14 protein-coding genes are annotated in these 18,025 nt (G+C 46.4%); 5 read left to right on the forward strand and 9 right to left on the reverse strand.

All coding sequences use genetic code 11. The features are described 5' to 3' along the window. Positions 1 to 139: 139 nt before the first annotated feature. On the forward strand, positions 140 to 340 hold the full coding sequence (locus tag QT990_RS03610; protein ID WP_333464938.1) for a hypothetical protein: 201 nt from the start codon (positions 140 to 142) through the stop codon (positions 338 to 340). Positions 341 to 412: 72 nt separating this feature from the next. Here QT990_RS03610 and crtO read toward each other — a convergent pair whose 3' ends face one another. Next, positions 413 to 2,110: a beta-carotene ketolase CrtO gene (crtO, locus tag QT990_RS03615; protein WP_333464939.1), complete on the reverse strand. Its 1,698-nt coding sequence runs from the start codon at positions 2,108 to 2,110 to the stop codon at positions 413 to 415. 461 nt (positions 2,111 to 2,571) lie between these two features. Continuing rightward, complete coding sequence (locus QT990_RS03620) at positions 2,572 to 3,672, reverse strand: tetratricopeptide repeat protein (protein WP_333103097.1); 1,101 nt, start codon at positions 3,670 to 3,672, stop codon at positions 2,572 to 2,574. Positions 3,673 to 3,822: 150 nt separating this feature from the next. Between QT990_RS03620 and QT990_RS03625 the strand changes: the two genes are divergently transcribed. Together QT990_RS03625 and QT990_RS03630 are read left to right on the forward strand one after the other, a co-directional pair. Continuing rightward, positions 3,823 to 4,149, forward strand: coding sequence for a YbjQ family protein (locus QT990_RS03625; protein ID WP_172184303.1), 327 nt, complete (start codon positions 3,823 to 3,825; stop codon positions 4,147 to 4,149). A 269-nt stretch (positions 4,150 to 4,418) separates the two neighbouring features. Next, a complete protein-coding gene (locus QT990_RS03630) occupies positions 4,419 to 5,042 on the forward strand; it encodes a hypothetical protein (protein ID WP_333103096.1) in 624 nt (207 codons plus the stop codon). Between the two features lie 251 nt (positions 5,043 to 5,293). On the opposite strand, the gene metH is transcribed toward QT990_RS03630, so the two are convergent. Further along, positions 5,294 to 9,046, reverse strand: coding sequence for a methionine synthase (gene metH / locus QT990_RS03635; protein ID WP_333464940.1), 3,753 nt, complete (start codon positions 9,044 to 9,046; stop codon positions 5,294 to 5,296). 88 nt (positions 9,047 to 9,134) lie between these two features. Between metH and QT990_RS03640 the strand changes: the two genes are divergently transcribed. Beyond that, complete coding sequence (locus QT990_RS03640) at positions 9,135 to 9,692, forward strand: type II toxin-antitoxin system Phd/YefM family antitoxin (RefSeq protein WP_333464941.1); 558 nt, start codon at positions 9,135 to 9,137, stop codon at positions 9,690 to 9,692. Positions 9,693 to 10,025: 333 nt separating this feature from the next. Here QT990_RS03640 and QT990_RS03645 read toward each other — a convergent pair whose 3' ends face one another. Beyond that, the gene (locus QT990_RS03645; protein WP_333464942.1) at positions 10,026 to 11,075 is read right to left on the reverse strand and encodes a GNAT family N-acetyltransferase; all 1,050 of its coding nucleotides are present in this window, start codon (positions 11,073 to 11,075) and stop codon (positions 10,026 to 10,028) included. 223 nt (positions 11,076 to 11,298) lie between these two features. Beyond that, positions 11,299 to 11,742 (reverse strand): retroviral-like aspartic protease family protein, encoded by a 444-nt coding sequence (locus QT990_RS03650; protein WP_333464943.1) that lies wholly within the window; start codon positions 11,740 to 11,742, stop codon positions 11,299 to 11,301. Positions 11,743 to 11,979: 237 nt separating this feature from the next. Between QT990_RS03650 and QT990_RS03655 the strand changes: the two genes are divergently transcribed. Beyond that, positions 11,980 to 12,198, forward strand: coding sequence for a hypothetical protein (locus QT990_RS03655; protein ID WP_333464944.1), 219 nt, complete (start codon positions 11,980 to 11,982; stop codon positions 12,196 to 12,198). A gap of 205 nt (positions 12,199 to 12,403) precedes the next feature. Here QT990_RS03655 and QT990_RS03660 read toward each other — a convergent pair whose 3' ends face one another. From QT990_RS03660 to QT990_RS03675, 4 genes are all read right to left on the reverse strand, one after another. Next, positions 12,404 to 12,721 carry a hypothetical protein gene (locus QT990_RS03660; protein WP_333464945.1) on the reverse strand — a complete coding sequence of 106 codons (318 nt, stop codon included), beginning with the start codon at positions 12,719 to 12,721 and terminating at the stop codon, positions 12,404 to 12,406. Further along, entirely contained in the window at positions 12,718 to 13,482 is a 765-nt protein-coding gene (locus QT990_RS03665) for a hypothetical protein (protein WP_333464946.1), read from the reverse strand. Before QT990_RS03665 ends, QT990_RS03660 begins: the two co-directional genes overlap by 4 nt. 92 nt (positions 13,483 to 13,574) lie before the next feature. Beyond that, positions 13,575 to 13,754, reverse strand: a complete 180-nt coding sequence (locus QT990_RS03670; RefSeq protein ID WP_333464947.1) for a hypothetical protein — start codon at positions 13,752 to 13,754, stop codon at positions 13,575 to 13,577. A 293-nt stretch (positions 13,755 to 14,047) separates the two neighbouring features. Continuing rightward, positions 14,048 to 18,025: S8 family serine peptidase (locus tag QT990_RS03675; RefSeq protein WP_333464948.1), on the reverse strand; the 3,978-nt coding region annotated here is incomplete at its 5' end.

Consider the following 18,025-nt stretch of genomic DNA (forward strand, 5'->3'; position numbering starts at 1 on the left):
ATAAAGTATGAATTGAGGAGAATGCGAGATGCTGGGGGATCGGCGGCGATCGCCCAGATCTGCATATGGGGAGGGATTTCTATCAGCGACTTGCCTGTTCTACTAAACTACAGGTTTGGCTGCGGCGCTAAGTTTAAAAATGCCTTCAGCGTTAACTTGTTCTTCTAATATTGAGAATTTTATCGATGGAATATGCTCTCTGATGACAAAATATTTTAACAGATTTGACGGAGCGCGAACCGCCGCCAGCCTTGGCGAAAGATGCACCGGATTTAGAAAGGGTATTGAGGGCGATCGCAAAGGGAATCAACCAGAAAAAATTATCGCACTTGCACACTGATAAATCAATACAAACAAACGCAGATGTGATTCATCTGCGTTTATCTGCGTTCATCTGCGGTTGCTAAAAATCTTACTTCTCATTACTCCGAAATATCGACTTACCCTTCGCTTTCAGAGTATTAGCCGCATCTGCGAAAGTCTGCGCGAAAGGCTGCTGCGAGTGCATGAAAACGCGAGCGGTATTGCGTCCCGGCATCCCCGAAATCGAGCCGCCCGGATGCGTTCCCGCCCCCGTGAGGAACAAACCGTCGATCGGCGTTTTGTAATTCGCCAACTCCGGCAAAGGACGGAAAAATATCATCTGATCCAGCGTCATGTCAACGTGGTAATAATTCCCCTTCAAAGCACCCAAACGCTCTCCCAATTCTGCCGGACTTTCCACCCGGCGGCCGATAATGGAATTCTTGATATTAGGTGCATATTCTGCTAATTTATCAATGCAGCGATCGGCAACTTTGTTTTTCAGCTCATCCGTCCAACCCGTACCGTGCTGGCCGGTTCCTTCAGCATTTTCGATCATGTAAGGAGCAAAAAATTCAATCCAAGCTGTATGGTGTCCGGGAGGAGCCATTGACGGGTCTCGTACCGTCGGAAACACCACATACATCGACGGATCGGAGTCAGGAATTCTGCCGATTGAAGGCTCGCTGTGAGAAATTTCAACGTGTCTCACCGAGTCGGCAATTAAAACCGACCCCATTAAATACTCGTCTCGATGGTTCCAGCGATCGAACTTGGGCATTTCATTGAGAGCTAAGTCTATTTTGAGAATAGTCTCGTTGTTGTTAACAATTTTGCGCTCCAATCTTTCCCGCAAATCCGGGTCAGCACTGTCAACATCGCTGGAGTCCATTAAGTGCAGAAACAAGCGCTTAGCATCAATATTAGAAATGACACCTTTTGTAGCGCGGTATTCCGTGCCGTTGGCAACTCGAACTCCCACAGCGCGACCGTCATCAACTAATATTTTTTCGACGTGCTGGTCGGTAAGTACCACACCGGAATAGCTTTTCACTAAATTGAGCAGCGCTTGCACTAATGCACCCGTCCCGCCGCGCGGTCTTGCCATGCCGGGATTGTGCCTCATTGCTAGCATAATTGCGCCTACCGCCAGGGTTTTTTGCGAAGGAGGCGCGCCGAGTTCTGCGGCTAATCTTGCTAGGGGTGCTTTGATAAATTCCTCGTCAAACCACTCGTTGAGAAGGTCTTCAGCGCTGGTGAGCATCGTGCGAATAAAGTCCAGCGTTTTGTCGGGGGAACCGATGACTGACAATAAATCTTTTATCTTTGCAATATCGTAGTTGCCCAAAATATCTATGATGGATTTTGGTGGCGCATTAAACATCGGAACCATTGCCCCTAAAGCCCGCTGCCAAAAGTCTGTATATTCGGCATATTTTTTAGCATCGCGCTCGTTGTAGCGGGCAATTTCAGCACAAGTTTTTTCTACGGATTTGTGCGCTAAGAAATATTTGCCATCGGGATGCGGACAAAAGGCCACTGGATCGCAGAAAAGATATTCTAAACCGTATTTTTCCAGCTCTAATTCTTCTACAACTGGCCCTAAATGGATAAATTCGTGGTCGATCGCGCACAAATTGAATTTAAAATCCGGCAATTCGGGAATCGCAGCTTCAGTAGTTGCCGCGCCTCCGGGAACCGAACGTTTTTCTAACAACAGGACGGTATATCCCGCTTTCAGCAGATAAGAGGCGCAGACCAGTCCGTTGTGACCTGCTCCTATGATAATCACGTCATACGTTTGCATAGATGAAGCTCTGGGGATAGGATATTTTGCTCATTTTACAAATCTTAACAACTTTGTCGGCTCTACCAATAGAAATAGATTCATCTTAAGAGAGTAGTTTGAGCATCTTACAAAAGAGATAGCGTGTAGCAAATTTTTAACTGCGATCGCCCTGATTTTCTCTCTGATTTTAAGAGCGATCGCCGGAGTCAAAACTGGCCCCAGTATCATACCCCATTTAGTCGCGTTTATCTGCGATTAACACAAAACTTAAGCATCAGCAATATCTGCCCGATCGAGCCGAGTTTTTTAAATGAAGGAAGAGGCAAGAGGCAAGAGGTAAGAGGCAATAAAAAAAGTTTTGAGATTGTTTCCTGCCTGGCTACCCTGGGATTGGAAGGGTTAAGCCTAACAAAAATTACTTACTCAAAACTCAAAACTAATTACCAATTACCAATTACCAATTAGTACATTGAGAAATATTACTTCAGTTCCCGCAATGCCGCCTCAGCTTTTTTTGCACCATCATTGTTGCCTTGCTGGCGGTAAGTGTCGAGGGCTTGTTGAAAAGCTTCAATTGCTTCGGATTTGCGATCGCGTGCTTTGAGTGCCGTACCCATATTGTAATAAGCTTCTGCCCGGTTTGGATCGAGCTTAATCACTCGCCCAAAAGTGGTAATCGCTCCTAAAAAATCTTGTTTTTCCAGTTGAATTTCCCCTATTCCTGCGTGTGCTTCCACTAAATTGGGTCGCACCGCAATAGCCCGCTGATAAGCTACCAGCGCTCCGTCTAAGTCGTGTTGACCCTTGAGAAGTTCGCCAATTTCTAGCTGCACTTCTGGATTCCGGGGCTCCAATTTGGCAGCTTCTTCAAAAGCTGCTAGCCCTTCGGAAGTATAGCCGGCACGCAGCAAAGCAGTGCCTAATTTTAACTGGACACCTGCTTGTTTGGGAGCGAGTTCGGCTGCTTGTTGGAGCACGGTGACAGCACTGGCAAAATTTCCCTGCTGGATCAATACTAAACCCATTGAAGAATAAGCTTGCCAATTTTTCGGATCGAGGGCGATCGCCTCTTGGTATGCTTTAAAAGCACCGCTGTAATCTTTTTGCTGAAAGAGTACCACTCCGAGACCGATCCGGGCATTGACATTTTTGCGATCGAGCGCAGCGGCGCGGCGGTAAGCTGTGGCTGCTGCGGGATAGTTTTGCAAATTCGCCATAGCATATCCTAATGCGTATTGGAAGTCAGCATTCTTAGGTTCGAGACCGATCGCTTGTTGGTAAAATTCTACTGAGGCTTGATAATTGCCCTGACGCGCTTCTAAATAGCCAATACCAGAAAAAATGCGGGGGTTTTCCGTATCTAAACGCGCCGCTTCCTGATAAATGGCGATCGCCTTACTGTAGTCTCCTACATCTACCAACTCGCGCCCTTGTCGCAGCAGAGCATCTAAATTTGAATCATTTTGAGGGTTGACTTGAACGACTGTTTCTGCTGAGAGCGCTATCTGCGGCGCTGCGACAGCCAATCCTGCTACTAGCAACGTACTGAATACCAAGAGACTTTGTTTGTACACGGCCATTTGTTTCAAAGAGTGTGTGGAATGGAAGAGCGAGTGGCTGTCACCTTGTTAAGCTGACAGCTTAGGGTTTACCAGGAATGTTTGAGCGGCTAGATGTAGTAAATCTACAGAACAAGACACACTCAAAATTTTCGCGATTGAGGCCAACTGATGATTGTAACAACAACTGATATCATCCAAGGAGCAGAAATTCAATCTTACCTGGGAATTGTAACTGCTGAGGTGGTCTACGGCACCAATGCCCTGCGAGACTTCTTCGCGGGCATTCGCGACATCATCGGCGGGCGCACCGGCAGTTACGAGGAAGTGTTTCTCAAAGGACAGCGAGATGCCCTCGCGGAACTGGAAAAACGGGCCCAGCGCCTCGGCGCCAATGCCGTAATCGGGGTGGAAGTGGACACCGGCACGATTAATGTAGACTCCAGCGGGGCTTTGCTGCTGATTACTGCCGTGGGAACGGCTGTAAGATTGCGTTAAGCTGTATTTTCTGTATACGTCCGCATTTCCTGTATACATCCGGGAACTTTTCTAACGGGATAAAATAGTTATCAGTCATCAGTCATCAGTCATCAGTCATTAGCTAATAGCGGCTGGCTGAGGGCTGATGACTTTTTCGTTTATTTCTTCAGACATAGATACTGGTTATTTCCCCAGGCAGATATAGTTTCTATCAATCTCAGCCACAATCAATGCTTAGGTGAAAGATTGTTAAAAATTAAAGCAACTCTAAGAGGAAAAAAAAACCTATGTCATACGTAAATAGACCTGTAGATAACGTTGGTACCGAACCCGTGGTCGTAAATTCAGTGATGGAATACCACGATCGAGTACGTTGGGGCCCGATTTTTTCAGGTTTGGTAATTGCGATCGGCACACAACTGGTGTTAAGTGCATTGGGCGCTGCGATCGGCTTGAGCAACATTGCTAATTCAGGAGCTCCGCGCAGTATTTCAGGAGACGTGGGTACCGGCGTCGGAATTTGGTCAATTATCAGTTTGTTAATTAGCTTGGCCGTTGGCGGTTGGGTAACTGCTCGCGCTTGCGGCCCAATGAATCGCAACACAGCGCTTTTGAACGGAGCAATTTTGTGGGCAACGACCTTAACAATTGGCTCTTGGCTGTTAGCAAATGGCGTGGCCGGTACTTTTGGCGTCATAGCTGCCAATGCGGGAGAAGCAATTAATCAAGCGCAGCAGGGCGGGGTGAATTTGCCGAACCGAGCACCTAACGTATCTGCTCAGGATGCTCGCAATATTGCTGGTAATGCCGCGAAAGCTGGTTGGTCGTTTTTGTTCGGCTCGTTATTGGGTTTAGTTGCTTCGATGGTAGGAGCATCTGCCGGTGCGCGCACTCCCCGGAATTACTCATAAAAGTTTCGTCCGATACGGAAATTTCATATTCATGAAAGCACTTTTGTTAAGGTGCTTTTTTGTTGCTTTAATTCGTGAACTATTTTTTTTCTCGTTCCCAGGTTCTACCTGGGAACGCATTTCTTGAGGCTCTGCCTCCAGGTTTTTAAATGGAGGCAGAGCCTCCGGCTCTTTGTTCCCAGGCAGAGCCTGGGAACGAGGAGAAGGAACGAGAAAAACGAGAGAAAGGTGCTTATAGCGCACCCTAGAAATTAAGCGGTGAAGTATTTGGCGGCTGGGTGATAGGTGATAATTGCGGTTGTTGATTGTTCGGGATAAAGTTGTTCGCTTTCATCCATGTAGAGGTTGATACGATCGCACTTTAACAATTCCAGTTGCTTGTACTGATCCGCCATATTCGGACAAGCGGGATAGCCAAAACTGTACCGCGAACCGCGATATCTTTGCGCTAGCATATCGCGAATATTGTCCGGTTCTTCGCTACCAAAGCCCAATTCCCGGCGAATTCGCGCGTGAGTCCATTCTGCTATTGCTTCGGCTGTCTGTACCGCTAACCCGTGAAAGTAGAGATAGTCGGTATATTGATTGTTAGCAAATAGCTTTTGCGCGTACTCTGTAGCAATTTCTCCCACTGTCGCTACTTGCATGGGAAATACATCGATTTTACCCGATTCTTTGGGCGCGAAGAAGTCGGCAATGCACAGCCGTCGCGCCGATTTTTGGCGAGGAAATGTGAATGTTGCAGCCACAGGCAAGATGCCTGTGCCACTTTCTGTTGCAGCCACAGGCAAGATGCCTGTGCCACTTTCTGTTCCAGTCACAGGCAAGATGCCTGTGCCACTTTCTGTTCCAGTCACAGGCAAGATGCCTGTGCCACTTTCTGTTGTGGGGCGGGCATCTTGCCCGCCACTGATTATTGTTTGCCCGCCACTGATTATTGTTTGCCCGCCACTGATTATTGTTTGCCCGCTATTCATAATTTGCGGGTCGTACACATACAAAGAATTGCCTTCAGCTTGACAGGGAAAATACCCGTAAATTGCTTGCGGATGCAGTAACTTTTCGGCGATAATTTTGTGTTTCCACTCTTCCAATTTCGGATAAACTGTCTCAGCTAAGAAAGCATCGTATTCTTCCCGCGATTGGTCTTTGGGCTTGCGGAACTGCCACTGGCCCGCAACTAAAGCTTGCAAATCTAAGTGCCAGAAAATCTCCTCAAAGGGGATGTCTTCTCCCTGCAACAGTTTCGTGCCCCAGAAAGGAGGAGTCGGGCGATCGATATCTGGTGCCACTGCTTCGGATCGCCTGGTATCTATCACCACAGGAGTGTCTGCTTTCTTCGCCTCTTCTACAGAAGTTTCGGGCGCCGCTTTAGCTTCTTTAACCGCCCCATTCTCCTGCCCTATTTCATCTAAAAATCCTTGCAAATCTTCCCATTTCCCAGCAGATTTGGCTGGCATGAGTTTGTCCATAAAGTGCAAGTCGGAAAACGCATCTTTGCCGTAAATGACTTTACCTTTATAAGTATTTTGGCAGTCTTCATGTACAAACTTGGGAGTCAAAGCCGCACCGCCCAAAATTACCGGAACCGTGATTCCTTTCTGGTTGAATACTTCCAGATTTTCTTTCATGAATGCGGTGGATTTTACCAGCAAGCCACTCATCGCAATACAGTCTGCTTTGTGCTTTTCGTAAGCTTCGATGATATTGTCAACCGACTGTTTAATACCCAAGTTAATCACTCGGTAGCCGTTGTTTGATAGGATAATATCAACTAAGTTTTTGCCGATATCGTGAACATCGCCTTTGACAGTAGCGATGATGAATGTTCCTTTGGCATTGTCCCCGGATTCGGACTTTTCCATGTACGGTTCTAAATAGGCAACTGCCGCTTTCATGGTTTCTGCTGACTGCAATACAAATGGCAGTTGCATTTGTCCCGAACCGAACAATTCTCCGACTACTTTCATGCCGTCTAGCAAGAAGGTATTGATAATGTGGAGGGGCGGATAGGTTTCTAATGCTTTGGCGAGTTGGATGTCGAGCCCAATGCGTTCGCCGTCGATGATGTGCTGCTTGAGACGTTCTTCGACCGGGAGGCTGGCGTCTTCTGTACGATCGCGCTTGGTAGTTTTGCCCGCAAACACCGTTGTCAGGTCGCCCAAGGGGTCGTAAACGCAAATTTCGCCGTCAAACTCGCGTTCGTCGTAAATGAGTTTACGGCAGATTTCTTGGTGTTTGGGGTCGATTTTGGCTAGGGGCAAAATCTTATTGGCGCTGACAATTGCCGAGTCCATCCCCGCTTGCATTGCTTCGTGCAAAAACATGGAATTCAAAACTTGCCGCGCCGCCGGATTCAAGCCGAAGGAAATGTTAGAAACTCCTAAAATTACGTGACATCCTGGCAATTCTTGGCGGATGCGGCGGATGGATTCGATGGTAGCTTTGCCGTTTTTTCTGTCTTCTTCAATCCCGGTGGAAATGGGCAATGCTAGGGTGTCAAAAAAGATTTCTTGGGGGGGAATTCCGTAGGCGACGGCCGCGTTATAGGCGCGTTGGGCGATCGCAAATTTTTTGTCTGCGGTTCTGGCCATCCCGTCTTCGTCAATTGTACCGATAACTATGCCCGCGCCGTATTTTTTCGCCAACTCCAAAACTTGATAAAAACGCGGTTCTCCGTCTTCGTAGTTAGTGGAATTCAGCAAGCATTTGCCGCCCGCAACTTTTAAGCCTGCTTCCATCTTTTCCCATTCGGTGGAATCCAGCATTAAAGGGAGAGTTGCATTAGTCACAACGCGGGAAACTAATTCTTTCATGTCGCGCACGCCGTCGCGGCCGACATAATCAACGTTAACATCGAGAATGTGCGCGCCTTCTCGCACTTGTTCCCTGGCCATTGCTACTAAACCGTCCCAGTCTTCAGCATTTAGCAAATCGCGACATTTTTTGGAACCGCTGGCGTTGAGTCTTTCGCCGACAATTAAGAAGGAATTCTCTTGTTCGTAGGGTTGGGCGCTATAAATTGAGGCGGCGGATGGTTCCCAAGTAATTTCGCGAATTTTGGGTTTAAGAGTTTTGCCAATTTCTGATAGTTCGCGGATGTGATCGTAGCGGGTGCCGCAGCAGCCGCCGATGACTTGCACGCCTAAGTCTTCGACAAAGCGCATCAAGGCCATTTTTAATTCTATTGGCGTGAGTTTGTAGTGCGCGTGGCCGCCGATGTTTTCGGGTAAACCGGCGTTGGGAACGCAGGAAACGACGAAGGGCGAATGTTCGGAAAGGTATTTGACGTGTTCTGCCATGCGATCGGGCCCGGTGGCGCAGTTCAGGCCTAAAATGTCGATCGGGTACGGCTGCAAAATGGCTAGGGCGGCGCTGATGTCGGAACCGACTAACATTGTGCCGGTGGCTTCCATTGTCACTGATACCATTAACGGAATTCGCGCACCTTTTTTCTTAAATACTTCTTCAATGGCATTTAATGCTGATTTAATTTGCAGCACATCTTGACAAGTTTCGACAATAAATAAGTCAACGCCGCCGTCATAAAGTCCTTCTGCTTGTTCGGTAAAAGCGGCGGTGAGAGTGTCGAAATCAATGTGTCCTAATGTGGGCAATTTGGTGCCTGGCCCGATCGATCCTGCGACAAATCGAGGTTTTTCTGGTGTGGAAAATTCGGCGGCGATACCCTTGGCGAGTTCGGCCGCAGTTTTGTTGAGATAATATGCTTTGTCTGCTAAATCGTATTCGGCGAGCACGATGGAAGCAGCGCCGAAGGTGTCTGTTTCGATGACATCAGCCCCTGCTTCGAGGAATCCCCGGTGCACGTTGGCGACGGCTTCGGGTTTGGTGTGGACGAGATATTCGTTGCAGCCTTCGTATTCTTTGCCGCCAAAGTCTTCTGCGGTGAGGTTTTGGACTTGCAGGTTGGTTCCCATCGCGCCGTCGAAGACGATGACGGGGCGCGAGGGGTGGTGGAGTCGATCGAGGAATCTGCTATTCATAAGCGGTCAAAAAAAACGCAGGTGCTATATATTTACAATTTTATCTATTGTGCAATATTGTCAACAATTGTGTAAATTTTGGGAACTAATGACTGAAGGATTTAATGCTGCTGACAATAATTCGATCGTACCTGTGATTTTACCGCTCGTCCTGGATAATTGTCAAAATTCTGTTGTGGGCGAGGCTGCGGGGGACAAACGGGCGAGTTGCGAGGGATTTTTCCGCTTAACTGTTGAGGAATTTTGCGAAAATGCGATCGCCCTAATGAAACGAGTGATGTTCAAGGGCGATCGGATTCTCTTACAGCAAGCCGGGGAAGATGTAGCGGCGATCGTTCCTGAAGCAGAATTTCACAAGCTAGGCTATCTGATTGCCGAACTCAAACCGTCGCAATTCTTGCCTCACGAAGAAGAATATTATGAAGATGAAGGAGGAATCCACTGCATTTACCCGGACGAACTTTTAGAGGATTTTGATAATATCTTAGCCTACGTTAACCAAGATGATGAATTGTTTGGCTTGCTGCCCACGGAAGAGATGGGAGACGATGTTGATATTTTTATGCCTGTAGCTATTCTGATGTCTGTAGATAGATTTTGGGTGCCGGATTATGTCATAGCTGAACGAAAGGCGATCCTGATGTGAATAAGTATAGTTTTGGACGCAGAAACCGGGTTTTTTCCGAAAATCTTGCATCCCAGCCTTAAAAATTGGTAAAAAACCCGGTTTCTTTCGTCGGAGTGCGTAATCTCATTTCCGTTTGATTCGTCCTAGTATTATATAAATTTTTGTAGGGGCGGGTTCGCCGAGATATTTAATAAGTATCGACAAATTATATAAACCCGCCCTGCCCATACCAGGACGATGCAACCGGATTTGATATAATTCATGATATTCCTGGACGCAGAAACCGGGTTTTTTAGAAAAATCTTGCATCCCAGTCTTCAAAACTGGTAAAAAACCCGGTTTCTTTGGTATTTATGCGTAAGTCCTAATCTGGATTTGAGGCTGTTTAAAAATGGGAAAGCCATCAGGACTTTTCACTATTTTCCCCTGTTTGTCCAGTTCAACATCACAAAATACATAATTACCAGTCGCATCTCGCATTAGACCAGGTTTTCCATCAATAATTTGGTAAGCAGGACGATAAAATTGAACAATGTCTTGATTCTCGACTATTTGTCCATTTTCATCCCGCAAAATCGGACAAGCCACTAATTTGTCTTCCGTATCAATAACCCAAGAATTAGTTGCGGGATCGAGGAACAATTCCGGGTAAATAGGTTGACCGCTAGATGACTTCAGTAATTCACCTTTGTCATCAACTAAGGGCATCAAGAAAACAGGTTCTCCTTGAGAATTGCGAAGGAGTTCGTTAGTTTGGGGATGGCGTAGCGGAATTGCTCTCGGTGCAGGCAATTCGACATCGGGAAATTCGGGATGGGGCGGGTGTAAACTCGGTAATTCATCATCAGTTGCAATGTCATAATGGCGGGTATATTGCACTGCGGCTTTCGTAAATCCAGCCCGCTGCAACATGGCTTGAATGCCCGGTTGATCGGCTGCAATTAGCAAGTCTATATCGCTGACTTTCATGGTTTTAGCATGGGCTATCGCTGCTTTTGCTAGCATTTGAATTGCTTCGGGTTTCCGATGTTCTGGCTGGACGTACATCCCCAAAACGGAACCGACGCGGCGGGAGTGAAACGGATTTTCAATGTTGTGTTGTTGAATCAAGTATTCGGGGAGACTGGCGGGCGGGGCTTCGTCGTAATAGTAGATAAATAGACAGCCGATAATGCTGTCGCTATGTTCTAATAACCAGCAGAAAGAAAGTGGTTTTTCGAGTTGGTTGGTGACGTATTTTTCAAAGTCGAAGTTAGGTTTGACCAGCATTGAGGGGTCGATGGATTCGCGTTCTGCGGCGAATGCTTGCCAGAGGGGGGCGAGATCGTTTGCGTCTTCTGCGGTGGCTAGACGGTGGCTGTAAGGGGCGATGGGGGCGATCGGCATAGTTGCGGCTGTCATAGTTTTTGGGGGTGAATTTGCATCAAAGGTGAAAGCCTTCTATTGTGTATTGGGATTTCGCGGGGTATTTTTACGCAAAAGCCGAGTTTTTGTAACAAAAGTTAATATATGAGACTTACGATGGGAGTCCAGAAACCGGGTTTTTTACGAAAATACTGCATCCCAGCCTTTAATTTGGTGAAAAACCCGGTTTCTTTAATTGCTGAAATAATGATAAATCTCGCTACAAAATCGTCAAATAAGTTTCTGTTGGACTGATGGGCAATGGTGTTAAAATTTGATTTTGTAAATCGATTTCTAACCCCAAAGCTTCTAAAGGTATGACTCCTAAAAGAGCATCTTTACCTCCTGGTAACTCCAAGCACTCGAAGGTTCCTTCGCGATCGAACATGGATATGGTAGCATCTCGGAAAATTCGGGCTTTGCCGATGCCCATTGCGGTGGCTACGTCTACTTCTTTCAGGAGTTTCAGTCCCAGTTGGGCGATCGTATCTTGTGGCAAACACAAGGTAGTTGCACCCGTATCTACCAATACATTTTTGAGAGTTATTGAGCGAATTTGATCTTCTGATTTTACTCCGGCCTCTGCTAGAATTTGGTCGGCTCGATTAATGATTGTCAGAGTGGCGAAAACTTTTCCCATTACGTTGTTGCTTTGAGTTTGCATATTTGTCTCCTACTGAATGGTCGGAGTGATTACTTCCTTTAATTGTATCTTGTGTTGAGGGCGATCGGAGCGATGCTTTTATATTTACTCTTGAATATAAGATACACTGCATGGGAAGGTTTTTTTGTGGGTGACAAATAGTAGGAATTAGGTGCGAGCGCTCGCCCTCATATCATCGACGCGATCGCTCCGGCAATATAGTACAATAGAATTATCGAGCGAGTTAAAACACAACAAATGACAAGTACAAACAATAAAGAACCAACCCTGGCAGATGTCATCGAAAAGTTAGACAAGCTATCGGCTGAAGTTGACAAGCTATCTAGGGATTCGGAGAAGTTTAACGATCGCTTTTCTAATTACCAGCAAGCAACTCAGTGGGTGGTGCAACTTGCTTTTACTTTAATTGCTAGTGCTACTATTACAGTCATTATCACTTCAGTGCTGCGGAAATAATCGAAAATGCGGCGTCTCGCGTGGATCGAGAAACCGGGTTTCTTCCTAAATATTTCGGTAGGATGCAAAAGTTATTGGAGAAACCCGGTTTCTGGGAGAGGGGCGATCGCGCGTGAAGAAGAAACCGGGTTTCTAAGGGATTAGGTGCGATCGCCCCAACAATGGCATTGAGAAATATTGGCCGGATCGTTGACAGGCATACCAATCAGCAGAGTGAGGAATAATACCAAGGTATTGGCTGCTGCGCTACCAATTTATCTGTTGAGATAGTTGGTTGGCGATCGCACAGGTTTCTGTTTGTTGAATTTTTTGGTAAGGGCGATCGCGTAGGGTGCTGGGGGCGATCGCGACTTGCTTGTAATAGGGAGTGGGAGTTTTTAATTTGTTGCAGGATGTTTTGAGAAGACATAATTACCTCTGAGTTTTTGATAAGATTTTCGGGGTTGGGGAAGCGCGATCGCTCTTTGGGTAGGTTGGAGAAAGAGATGGGTTTGTGAGGAGCGATCGCGCGGTTTTTTATCAACTGCCAATGGATTCTAGAGTTTTTTGTTGCCGTTTGCGTTTCATCCGCATTTTGGCAATAAAAGCACTAAACGCCAATCCACCTAATACAGTAGAAGGTTCGGGTACGGATTCGGAAACGGCTGCGGGTGTCGTTGAAATAGTGGCATCCAGACCAGTTGAGTCGCCCGAATGAGTTTGGTTGCTGCCATAACCAACAGCAAAATCAATTGTGTCACCAGCTTGAACCGTCCCAGCCGTCGCAAATGACTTGTTACTAGAAGCACCAAAGCCGTTAATCAAGTTACTGAAAAGCAAAATATTGTTATGGAGAACGTGAACATCTGTTGTGGTCGGCCAAACATGATCGAGGCCGGTAAACATTGTAGCAAGTGAGTAGGTTCCCGCTTCAGGCGCAATCCAGCGGACAATGCTATATTCTCCGTAATAACCGGGGTGAAAGCTTAATTGACTGGGTTGGTACGTTATTGTCGGATGAGAATTGTCTTCAGTTGCAGTTGAGTTGTGGGTGACAGAAGGCGACCAAGTTTTTGCAGAATCGTACCACAAGTCAATGGTAGGAGTCAGGTTTCCTACGTTGCTATACAGGTTGAAGTTAGATCCAAGGCTTGATGACCAGCCGTAGCGCCAAGCACCATTGGGGTTATTGGTTAGGGAAAAGTCAGATGCGACGTTGAAAATGGCAGAGAAACTGGGTTTAGCGGCCATACCCAAGATGAAAGCCGCCATCAACATAATTTTGGATTTTTCGATAATAGACATATAAATTCCTTCAAATTTGGGTAAATTGTAGGTTGGGGTTTGTTACCTCAACCTACAAATTTGCGACTCAGACGGGCGATCGGCTTTAACGATCACGGTGCAGCAATTGCGGGCTGCGGCTGATTTTGCAATGTTTGTTGCTGTTGCACCAGCGATTGCAATTGTTGCTGTTGCCCCGATACTTGCTGTTGCAATGCTGTGATTTGCGGCTGCAAAGCAGCAGTTAACTCTTGGGCTTTTTGTGCAGCTATATCTCGGTATTGAGCCGCCATATTAGCAGCCGCTTGTGCCTCATTTCGATAAGCTACCGCCTGCGGATTGTAAATCGTGCCGTAGATGGGATTTTGGCGTCCTGAACGACCTCTTTGCCAGCCGACAATTCCCCAAGTATAAATCTGGCTATTCCAGTAATTAGCAGCATTTTGAGCCTCCTGTCGCTGCTGTTCGAGTTGATTAACTAAAGCATTAGCTTCGTTGATTTGAGCTTGGTAGGTTTGCAGGGCTGACTGAGTGCCTTGAATCTGAGATTGCTGGGATGCAATTAGATTTTGGAAATCAGCCAGCCCTAGGGAAAATTTGGCTGGTACTGACTGGGAATTCCCCCTGGTAAGAAAGTCAAAACAGTGCTTTGAGCATTGGGTGATATTCCACCTAAACCATTTAATAGTGGCAAAATACCATCAGGATCTGTGCCATTAAACAGGGGCTGATATAGCTGCGGAATTCCACCTTGCAGGAACTTCAAAAGTTCTTGTTTCTGCTGTGGATTCAGACCACTCCAAGCATTAGCAACGTCCGGTGGAAGTGCAGGAGTTGTTGCAGTACCCTGCAAAACTGGTATAAACTGAGCTGGTGTGCCATATAACAGCCAAGAATAAAGTTGTGGCGATGTCGAATTCAGTCCTGGATTGATGCTGGATAAAGTCTGGATAAGTGGCAAGATCCCAGCCGGATCGCCCTGAAAAAGCGGTCGCCCATAAGGACTATTAATCCCATTTTTTAGAGCAGTTTTCAGTACAGTTGGCAATCCTCCCCAGATTCCTTGGAGATCGATAATTTCCTGCGGAGTGGTATTTTGAACAGGTGGTTGTGCAGGGGGCTGTTGCTTCTTCTTAAACCATGCCACTAAACCTGCGATCGCACCTCCAACCAGAGCAATCCCTCCTAAAACTATCCCAACTTTCCCCAAGATAGGCAGGGCCAAGAATTTTTTACCAATCCAGCTAAATACTTTCTTAACCGTCGAGAAGATACCGCTAACTTTAGAGAAAAAGCCCTTAACCTTGCCAATAAAACTCGATACTTTGTTAACAAAACTTACTACTTTGCCAACAAATCCGCTCACCCTTTGAAAGATTCTCCTCGCTCCTTGGAAAAATCGGCGGAAAAAACCTCGGCGACGGCGAGCCTCTTCTTCGCTAGCACCTTCTTCACTCCAAACATCAGAATCAGAGGATAAAATACTATCTGCTAAATCAAGTCCAGAGGGCGGAGATTTAGCCATTGCTACAGCATCAGCCAAATTCAACAAACCCGCACCTGTTTGAATATCCCACCCAGGAGTACCCAAATCCACCGCAGTTGCTTTGAGAATAGCTTTCACCTGTGCAAAGCTCAAATTCGGATTAGCCGCCCAAACTTGGGAAGCCGCACCAGTCACCTTCGCCGCAGCAATCGAAGTACCAACAATTTCGGGAATTGATGCTACTGAATTGCTATCAGGATTCTTAATATCTCCTAACGCCTTTCCTAATTTTTTAGTCGCTTCTAAGACAAGTTGTTCCTCAGCTTCTGTTAGTTTGCCATCTTCAGTTGGTGCTTCGTTAAATTTAATCGCTTTTTCCACAGCTTGCCGCTCTTCAGCAGTTAAATCTTTGAGCAAATCCTCATTTGAATTAGCATTAGAACTTGCTTGGCTGTCAGGGGTACTGCCAAAAGCAACTAAATCTATTCCCGAACCGTAGCTAGAATAGTCAGCAAGATTTCCATTCCAATCCGCCGCACCAACAGTGATGATATTGGGAAATTCCCGCGAAGCTTTCCCCAAAGCAGATAAACCTTCAACACCTTGATTTCCTGCCGCTGCTACAATCAGGACTTTGTTGTCGCGAGCGTATTCAATGGCGGCTCGTTCTTCTGCTGTAAATTTAGTGCGGGTGTTGCCATCTTTGTCAATTAAATCAAAGCTGAGGTTGACAATAGCATTTGGCTGTTTAGATACTTTGACAGCATCGACAAATTCCCGCAAAGATTGAGCCCATTTCCCAGAACCAACAGCACGTCCAACCCACAGCGGTGCATCATCATTTACGCCATTGATGCCGATGTCGTTGTTCTGTTTTGCCCCGATCACTTCTAATACTTTAGTGCCGTGTTCAGCCTTTGGATCGCTAGCAGGAAGTAAGGGGTTGTCGTCGCTGTCATTGAAATCGCGACCTTTGATAATCCGGCTGTAGTCAATATCGGGATTGTTTTCGGCAAAACCAGTATCGATAATACCGATTAAAGGTTGGTCTTTCGCATCAAACTGATATTCGCTAGCAATGCCGTCTACATCAGCAAACGGATCGTTTTGCAAGTCATCAATGTCTTTTTGCAAATCTGCAATTAAAGCATCAAGTTCTTGCGCCGCTTGTTTCTCATCTTCAGGTTTTGGCTCGATTAAAGCACTGTCTGGATTGGTAGAAATTTGCTGAACCTGATTGTTAAACTGCTCTAAAACATTGTCTAGTTCCGGAGCTAAGTTATTGATTTGGCTGACAACATCTTGAACAGTCGCTTCTGGTGGTAGCGGTTTAGCTTCAGTCGCTTTTGCTAGAGGTACTGCTGCTGCCAAATTCAGCAATCCTGCACCTGTTTTGGCATCCCAATTGGGCAAAGCGATATCAGTTGCGGTGCGTTTGATTATATCAATAACTTGCTGATAATTCAGTTTGGGATTTGCTGCCCACACCTGAGAAATTGCACCCGTGACTTGGGCTGCGGCTACAGAAGTTCCTGCCATCAATCCTGTACCTTCTGCGACAGTCGATCGCACGGGATTGTTCAGCGTTCCTCCTTCAGTTAAAATATCTAAACCCTTGCCAGTGCCGGAATAGTCTGTGACTTGACCGCCAGAAGATGCACCGACGGTGATGATATTGTCAAACTGAAGAGATGCTTTCCCTAAAGCCGATATTTCTTGGGGATTGTTGCCCGCAGGAACGACAACAACAACTTGATTTTTGCGGGCATATTCTAGGGCATTTTTTTCTGCTTCGGTCAGTTCGTAGCGGGAAACTATCTTGCCGCTAGCATCAACTTGAGTTAGTTCAAAACTGATGTTAACAACTGCATTGGGTTGACCGGATTTTTTGGCAGTATCCACAAATTCAATTAAGGATTCTGCCCAACTGTTGTTGCCGCTAGCCCGACCCAACCAAATCGGTGCTTCGGTGTTAATGCCCTCGATGCCTTTGCTGTTATTTTGAGTGGCAGCAATTAAGCCTAAAACGTGAGTTCCTTGTTCGCTGCCTTCACCGGATTTAATTAAGGGATTGTCGTCGTTGGCAATGCGGTCTTTTCCGAGACTAATGCGACTGTAGTCTATGTCAAAATTGTTGGCATTAAATCCTGTGCTAATAATACCGACTAAGGGCTGAGATGCTTTGGGAGAATGGAAGGAGGTAGCCGTTGCGACCGGATTTAATCCGACATTTTGTGCCGGATTTATGGGTTCTGCATTTGTTTTATCTTGACTATTTGTTGCTATTGTGATAATTGCATTTGGTGCGACAGGTTGAGTTACAGGAGCCACTTGTTGAAGAACAATTGCTGGCTGGCTATTAGTAGCAATTGCTGGCTTAGCGACTTCTGGGGTGGAATTTACTGGCTTGCTGTCGGTGGCAATTGATTGACTAATAGCAGAAAGTTCTTGAGGATGAATCGCTGGCTTACTGTCATGGGCAATGGGCTGAAAAACCTGAGCAACTTCTTGATTAGGAATTGCTGGTTTGCCATCAGTCTGGGGACTAGAAGTAACAGTAGGTTGCGGTTGATTTTTATTGGTTTCTGTCTCAAGTGTCGAAAGGTTTTTAGGTGGAGGTTGAGGTGCAACTGTTTTCGTTTCAGTTTCTATTACTGTCGTTACAGTTTTATCTGAAGCCTGCACATCTTTGTTTGAGGGAGAAACAGGAGTTACGATCGCCTTTTTGTCCTCCTCAGCTTTCACCTCAGAAACCACAGCCTTATCTAAAGCCACCGTCTCCTTTGTTGAAGTAGAAACAGGAGTTACGATCGCCTTTTTGTCCTCCTCAGCTTTCACCTCAGAAGCCACAGCCTTATCGGAAGCCACCGCATCCTTAGTTGAAGTAGAAACAGGTGCGATCGCCTTTTTCTCCTCCTCAGCTTTCACCTCAGAAGCCACAGCCTTATCGGAAGCCACCGCATCGTTAGTAAAAGTAGAAACAGGTGCGATCGCCTTTTTCTCCTCCTCAGCTTTCACATCAGAAGCCACAGCCTTATCGGAAGCCACCGCATCGTTAGTAAAAGTAGAAACAGGTGC

The sequence above is a fragment of the Microcoleus sp. T3_B1 genome (genome assembly GCF_036700445.1).
Taxonomy (GTDB): Bacteria; Cyanobacteriota; Cyanobacteriia; order Cyanobacteriales; family Microcoleaceae; genus Microcoleus.

What these genes read in the sequence shown, in the direction of transcription:
- QT990_RS03610 (WP_333464938.1), top strand. Translation starts at nt 140, where the DNA reads ATGCCTTCAGCGTTAACTTGTTCTTCTAATATTGAGAATTTTATCGAT.
- crtO (WP_333464939.1), bottom strand. Translation starts at nt 2,110, where the DNA reads ATGCAAACGTATGACGTGATTATCATAGGAGCAGGTCACAACGGACTG.
- QT990_RS03620 (WP_333103097.1), bottom strand. Translation starts at nt 3,672, where the DNA reads ATGGCCGTGTACAAACAAAGTCTCTTGGTATTCAGTACGTTGCTAGTA.
- QT990_RS03625 (WP_172184303.1), top strand. Translation starts at nt 3,823, where the DNA reads ATGATTGTAACAACAACTGATATCATCCAAGGAGCAGAAATTCAATCT.
- QT990_RS03630 (WP_333103096.1), top strand. Translation starts at nt 4,419, where the DNA reads ATGTCATACGTAAATAGACCTGTAGATAACGTTGGTACCGAACCCGTG.
- metH (WP_333464940.1), bottom strand. Translation starts at nt 9,046, where the DNA reads ATGAATAGCAGATTCCTCGATCGACTCCACCACCCCTCGCGCCCCGTC.
- QT990_RS03640 (WP_333464941.1), top strand. Translation starts at nt 9,135, where the DNA reads ATGACTGAAGGATTTAATGCTGCTGACAATAATTCGATCGTACCTGTG.
- QT990_RS03645 (WP_333464942.1), bottom strand. Translation starts at nt 11,075, where the DNA reads ATGACAGCCGCAACTATGCCGATCGCCCCCATCGCCCCTTACAGCCAC.
- QT990_RS03650 (WP_333464943.1), bottom strand. Translation starts at nt 11,742, where the DNA reads ATGCAAACTCAAAGCAACAACGTAATGGGAAAAGTTTTCGCCACTCTG.
- QT990_RS03655 (WP_333464944.1), top strand. Translation starts at nt 11,980, where the DNA reads ATGACAAGTACAAACAATAAAGAACCAACCCTGGCAGATGTCATCGAA.
- QT990_RS03665 (WP_333464946.1), bottom strand. Translation starts at nt 13,482, where the DNA reads ATGTCTATTATCGAAAAATCCAAAATTATGTTGATGGCGGCTTTCATC.
- QT990_RS03670 (WP_333464947.1), bottom strand. Translation starts at nt 13,754, where the DNA reads ATGGCGGCTCAATACCGAGATATAGCTGCACAAAAAGCCCAAGAGTTA.